The following is a 5,352-nucleotide window of genomic DNA, read 5'->3' on the forward strand; positions in this document are numbered from 1 at the left end:
GGGCGGTGGGGGGGGGACGGTGGGCCGGCCCAGGGCCGGCCCACCGCCTTCTCACTCGGCCGCGCGGGTCAGACCGCGGGCCAGGGGGTGACGGGCCGGCGCGCCGCCACGGACGCGCCGGTCAGGCGTCACTTGGTGGTGCCGTCGCAGATGAACGTCAGCGGGCCGGTGCTGCAGGTCGACGCGCAGGCGTAGACGTCCACCGCTGCGACGCCCTCGGTCCAGTAGCCCAGGGACTCCGCGTCGGGCTGCTCGACGCCCGCGGGGACCGAGGTGACGCCGAAGTCGGCGGGCCGCTCCAGCAGCTCGGTGCGGAAGTCGGCGTCGGCGGCGGCGTACCGGAGAATGGAAGTGGGGGCCATGGTTTTCCTCCTGTGTGTGTTTCGCGTATTGCGAATTTTTCCGGCTAACTCTTCTCGGTGGTCAGCCGAATTCCAATGAGCTTCTCGATGGCGTGGATCTCCTCCACGGCGGTCACCATCTCGGTGATGTTGTTCTGCCAGGCGGCGACCTCCACTTCGTCGGGGGTCAGGGCGGCCGGGTCCCAGAAGGACTCCAGCCAGTCCTTGGTGGCCTGCGGGTGCACGCTCGGCACCGGCGCGGTCCGCGCGGCCATCGGGAGCGGGTCGAGTTCGAGGGCGGTGGCCAGCACCCGGGCCAGCGGGCCGTCCTTCTTGAGCAGCGAGCACACCACCAGCAGATGCTGGATCTGCCGGACGGTGTAGATGTGCCGGTGCTTGCTGACATCGCTGGGCGGCTTCGGCCCGGTGCTCCACATCGCGTCTCCCGAGGTCTGCCGGCGTCGTCTTCCGCAGGGCCTTCGATTGGCTTTTCCGGCCCGTTCTCCCTGGGCCGAGCGCCAGATTAACAACGGCCGATGACACGGGTGAAGGGATGGGTGGGGGAGGTTTTTCTCGCGGGTGACGATGTTTCACTCGCGAATTGTCGAGCAGTTCGTGGATTCACGGGTCTGCGGTGTTGGTCCGCTTTTATCGGGCCGGTGCCGGACACGGCGGCGCCCTCCCGCGGCGAGGCCGGGGAGGGCGCGACGGAGTGCGTGGGAGAGGCGCGGCCCGCCGGCGCGCGTCAGGCGCGGCGGGGGGCGGGCGGGTCAGGTGGAGGCGCGGACGACCAGGTGCGGCGGGAGGATCACGACCGGCTGGTCCAGCGGCTCGCCGTTGACCCGGGCCAGCAGCAGCCGGGTCATCTCGCGGCCCATCTCCTCGGCGGACTGGTGGACGGTGGTGAGCGGCGGATCGGCGAGCACCGCCGACGGCGAGTCCTCGAAGCCGACCACGGCCACGTCCGCCGGGACGGTCCGCCCGTGCCGCCGCAGCACCCGCATCGCGCCGAGCGCCATCGGGTCGTCCGCCGCGAAGATCGCGTCGAGGCCGGGGTCGAGCGCGAGCAGCTCCTCGGTCGCGGCGATCCCGCTGGCCTCGCTGAAGTCGCCGTGCACGACCAGCTCGGGCAGCCCGGCCTCGGCGAGCGCCGCGCGGTAGCCGGTCAGCCGGTCGATGCCGACGCCCATGTCCTGCGGCCCGGCGATGGTGGCGATGCGGCGGCGGCCCCGGCCGACCAGGTGCTCCACGGCCTGCCGGGCGCCGCTGCGGTTGTCGACGTCCACGTACGAGACCGGCTCGAGGCCGGGCGGGCGGCCGCCGAGGACGGTCGGCACGCCGCTCGCCTCCAGCCGTCCGGGCAGCGGGTCCTCGGCGTGCAGGGAGGTGAGCAGCACGCCGTCCACGTGCTGCGGGGTGAGGTACTGCTCCAGCCGCTCGTACTCGGCGGGGGAGCGGGCGAGGGCGAGCAGCAGCTGCAGGCCGGTCTCGTTCAGCGCGGCGCTGACGCCGCGGATCATGCCCGCGAAGAACGGCTCGTCGAACAGCCGCAGCTCGGACTCGGCGACGACCAGCGCGACCGTCTCGGTCCGCCGGGTGACCAGGGCGCGGGCGGCCCGGTTCGGGACGTACCCGAGCTCCTCGATCGCCGCGAGCACCGCGTCGCGGGCCCGGGGGCTGACCCGCGGCGAGCCGTTGATCACCCGCGAGACCGTGCCCCGGCCGACGCCGGCCAGGGCCGCGACCTCCTCCAGGGTGGGGCGTGTTCCCCGTCCGGCCATCCCGCCCGCCTCCCGTTCCACCCTGCTCCCCGCGCTCCTGCTACCCGCGCTCCGCGAGCCCGCCCCGGCGGATCACCTCCGCGTACCAGCGCGCGCTGTCCTTGGGCGCGCGGCGCAACGTGGCGTAGTCGACGTGAACCAGCCCGAAGCGCCGGGAGTACCCCCACGCCCACTCGAAATTATCCAGCAGCGACCACGTGAAGTAGCCGCGAAGCGGGACGCCCGCGGCGATCGCGTCGTGGCAGGCGCGCAGGTGCCCGTCGAGGTAGTCGATCCGCTCGGCGTCGTGGACCGTTCCGTTGGCCGCCTCCTCCTGGTAGCCGGCGCCGTTCTCGGTGACGCACAGGTCCACCGCCGGGTACTCGCGGTGCAGCCTGACCAGCACCTCCGTCAGCCCGGACGGGTCGATCTCCCAGCCCATCCCGGTCACCGGCCGCCCGGTGGACGGGAACCGCACGTGCCCGCTGCCGACCCACGGCGAGTGCTCGGCGAACGGGGACGAGGCCGCCTGCGGCGCCGAGTCGGGGTCCCCGCTGACGGTGTGCCGCGAGTAGTAGTTGATGCCGAGGTGCTCGATCGGCTGGTGGACGGTCTCCAGGTCGGCGTCCGGCGGGGCGAAGCCGAGGTGCTCCACGTCGGCCAGCACGTCCTCGGGGTAGCGGCCGAGCAGCAGCGGGTCGAGGAAGAACCGGTTCTGGAGGCCGTCCACGCGGCGCGCCGCGTCCACGTCGGCCTCCGCGTCCGACGCGGGCGACACCGCGTACAGGTTCACGGCCGCGCCGAACCGGTTCTCCGGACGCTGCGCGCGCATCGCCTGGACGGCGAGCCCGTGCCCGAGCATCAGGTGGTGGGCGGCGTGCAGCGCGGCGGCGGGCTCCCGCCGTCCGGGCGCGTGGTCGCCGGAGGCGTACCCGAGGAACGCCGCGCACCACGGCTCGTTCACCGTCAGCCAGTTCCGCACCCGGTCGCCGAGGACGCCGTGCACCTGGGCCGCGTAGTCGGCGAACCGGTACGCGGTGTCGCGTTCGGGCCAGCCGCCCGCGTCCTCCAGCTCCTGCGGGAGGTCCCAGTGGTAGAGCGTGGGCCACGGTTCGATCCCCGCGTCCAGCAGGGCGTCCACCAGCCGGTCGTAGAACGCCAGCCCCTGCCCGCCGCCCGCGTGCGCACGGGGCCAGGCCACCGAGAACCGGTACGCCGTCAGCCCGAGGTCGCGCATGATCCCGACGTCCTCGCGGAACCGGTGGAAGTGGTCCACCGCGACGTCGCCGGTGTCGCCGCCCAGCACCGTGCCGGGCCTGCGGACGAAGGTGTCCCAGATCGACGGCACCCGGCCGTCCGCCTCCGTGGCCCCCTCGACCTGGTACGCGGCCGTGGCCGCGCCCCACCGGAATCCCTCCGGGAAGTCCGCGCCGCCGTTCATGCCTTGATCGCGCCTTCCATGATCCCTCCGATGATCTGGCGGCCGAACGCCACGAACACCAGCAGCAGCGGCAGCACCGCGACCGCCGTGCCGGCGAACATGAGCGTGTAGTCGTTGAAGTGGGCGTTGGCCAGGTTGTTGATCGACAGCTGGACGGTCGGGTTCTCCGGGGTGAGCACCGCCAGCGGCCACATGAACTCGTTCCAGGTCTGCATGAACGTGAACAGGCCGAGCACGCCCGCCGCCGGGCGCAGCGCCGGCAGGACGACCCGCCAGTACACGCCGAAGGTGGTGCAGCCGTCCACGCGGGCGGCCTCGACCAGCTCGTCCGGGACGGCCTGGTCGGCGTACTGCCGCATCATGAACACCCCGAACCCGGTGACCAGGAACGGGACGACCACCGCCTGCAGGTGGTTCTGCCAGCCCAGCTTCACCATGATCATGTAGAGCGGGATGATCCCCATCTGCACGGGGATCATCATCGTCGCCACGATCGTGAGCAGCAGCGCGTTGCGGCCGCGGAAGCGCAGCTTGGCGAACGCGAACCCGGCCAGCGAGGCGAAGAAGACGGTCGAGACCGTCACGCAGGACGACACGAGCACCGAGTTCAGCAGGCCCTTGGCGAAGTAGGCGTCCGGGTTGTCGAACAGCCGGTTCACGTTGGAGCCGAGATGCCCGCCCGGCAGCACCGGCGGCGGGACGTCCGCGACGACGTCGTTGGTGCGCGTCGCCACCACGAACATCCAGTAGATGGGGGCCACCGACAGCGCCACCGCGGCGAGCAGCGTCAGGTACGTCAGCGGGCTGGCGTCCCAGAGGCCGTGCAGCCGCCGCGCGGTCGTGCGCGCGGGCCGGGACAGGGGAGCGGGGATCGTCATCGGGTGCCTCCCGCACGCCGGATGAACAGGAAGTTCAGCAGGGAGAACACGATGATGAGCAGGAACAGCACCCAGGCGATCGCCGCGCCGTAGCCGTACCGGTCGTGCCCGAACGCGTTGTCGTACATGTAGAGCGTCAGCGTCTGGAACTGGTGCGTGGCCCCGCCGTCCATCCTGTTGGCCGTGTCGTTGGCGAACAGCACCGGCTCGGTGAACAGCTGCAGCCCGCCGATGGTGGAGATGATCACCGTGAACAGGATCGTCGGGCGCAGCAGCGGCACGGTGATCTGCCAGAACTGCCGCATCCGGGACGCGCCGTCGATCGCGGCGGCCTCGTACAGGTCCTTCGGGATCGCCTGCATCGCGGCCAGGAAGATCAGCGCGTTGTAGCCCGTCCAGCGCCAGTCGACCATCACCGAGATCGCCGTCCACGACCAGAGGCGGTTCGTGTGCCACTCGATGTCGGTGTGCAGGATCCAGTTGATGAAGCCGTAGTGCGTGTCGAACAGCTGGCCGAACACGATCGCGACCGCGGCCATCGAGGTGATCAGCGGCGCGACCACCCCGATCCGGAAGACCGTCGCGGCCCGCATCCGCCGGTTCAGCGTGTTGGCGAGCAGCAGCGCCAGCAGCAGCTGCGGGACGGTCGAGAGCACGAAGATCCCGAGCGTGTTCACCAGCGCGTGCCAGAACTGGTCGTCGCCGAACAGGTAGCTGTAGTTGCCGAACCCCGCCCACTCGCGCGTCCCCGACGCCAGCCCCCAGTCGTGCAGCGACACCCACAGCGTGTAGACGAGCGGGTAGCCGCCGAACAACAGGAAGACGACGAAGAACGGCGCGACGAAGGCGTACGGGCTGGCCTTCAGGTCGAGCCGGGCGAGCCACGCCCGCCGGCGCTCGTTGCGGGGCGTCCCGCCCGCCCGGTCGACCGG

Annotated in this window: 6 protein-coding genes; all 6 read right to left on the minus strand. The window is 71.7% G+C overall.

Annotation, left to right across the window (positions count from 1 at the left end):
* Positions 1-128: 128 nt before the first annotated feature.
* Positions 129-362 carry a cinnamycin family lantibiotic gene (locus AB0J52_RS25875; RefSeq protein WP_500184853.1) on the minus strand — a complete coding sequence of 78 codons (234 nt, stop codon included), beginning with the start codon at positions 360-362 and terminating at the stop codon, positions 129-131.
* Positions 363-406: 44 nt separating this feature from the next.
* Positions 407-778, minus strand: a complete 372-nt coding sequence (locus AB0J52_RS25880) for a DurN family substrate-assisted peptide maturase (RefSeq protein WP_500184854.1) — start codon at positions 776-778, stop codon at positions 407-409.
* Between the two features lie 333 nt (positions 779-1,111).
* Entirely contained in the window at positions 1,112-2,122 is a 1,011-nt protein-coding gene (locus AB0J52_RS25885; RefSeq protein WP_500184859.1) for a LacI family DNA-binding transcriptional regulator, read from the minus strand.
* Positions 2,123-2,162: 40 nt separating this feature from the next.
* Complete coding sequence (locus AB0J52_RS25890; protein WP_500184855.1) at positions 2,163-3,542, minus strand: GH1 family beta-glucosidase; 1,380 nt, start codon at positions 3,540-3,542, stop codon at positions 2,163-2,165.
* Positions 3,539-4,420: a carbohydrate ABC transporter permease gene (locus tag AB0J52_RS25895; RefSeq protein ID WP_500184856.1), complete on the minus strand. Its 882-nt coding sequence runs from the start codon at positions 4,418-4,420 to the stop codon at positions 3,539-3,541. The genes AB0J52_RS25890 and AB0J52_RS25895 overlap by 4 nt, the downstream gene beginning before the upstream one ends.
* Positions 4,417-5,352 (minus strand): carbohydrate ABC transporter permease (locus AB0J52_RS25900; RefSeq protein WP_500184857.1); only part of this gene is annotated, 936 nt, incomplete at its 5' end. The genes AB0J52_RS25900 and AB0J52_RS25895, both read right to left, overlap by 4 nt.

Source organism: Spirillospora sp. NPDC049652, from assembly GCF_040675125.1.
GTDB lineage: Bacteria > Actinomycetota > Actinomycetes > Streptosporangiales > Streptosporangiaceae > Spirillospora.

Bases quoted from the DNA above. Each gene is read 5' to 3' on its own strand.
- AB0J52_RS25880 (WP_500184854.1), bottom strand. From the start codon at position 778: ATGTGGAGCACCGGGCCGAAGCCGCCCAGCGATGTCAGCAAGCACCGG.
- AB0J52_RS25875 (WP_500184853.1), bottom strand. From the start codon at position 362: ATGGCCCCCACTTCCATTCTCCGGTACGCCGCCGCCGACGCCGACTTC.
- AB0J52_RS25895 (WP_500184856.1), bottom strand. From the start codon at position 4,420: ATGACGATCCCCGCTCCCCTGTCCCGGCCCGCGCGCACGACCGCGCGG.
- AB0J52_RS25890 (WP_500184855.1), bottom strand. From the start codon at position 3,542: ATGAACGGCGGCGCGGACTTCCCGGAGGGATTCCGGTGGGGCGCGGCC.
- AB0J52_RS25885 (WP_500184859.1), bottom strand. From the start codon at position 2,122: ATGGCCGGACGGGGAACACGCCCCACCCTGGAGGAGGTCGCGGCCCTG.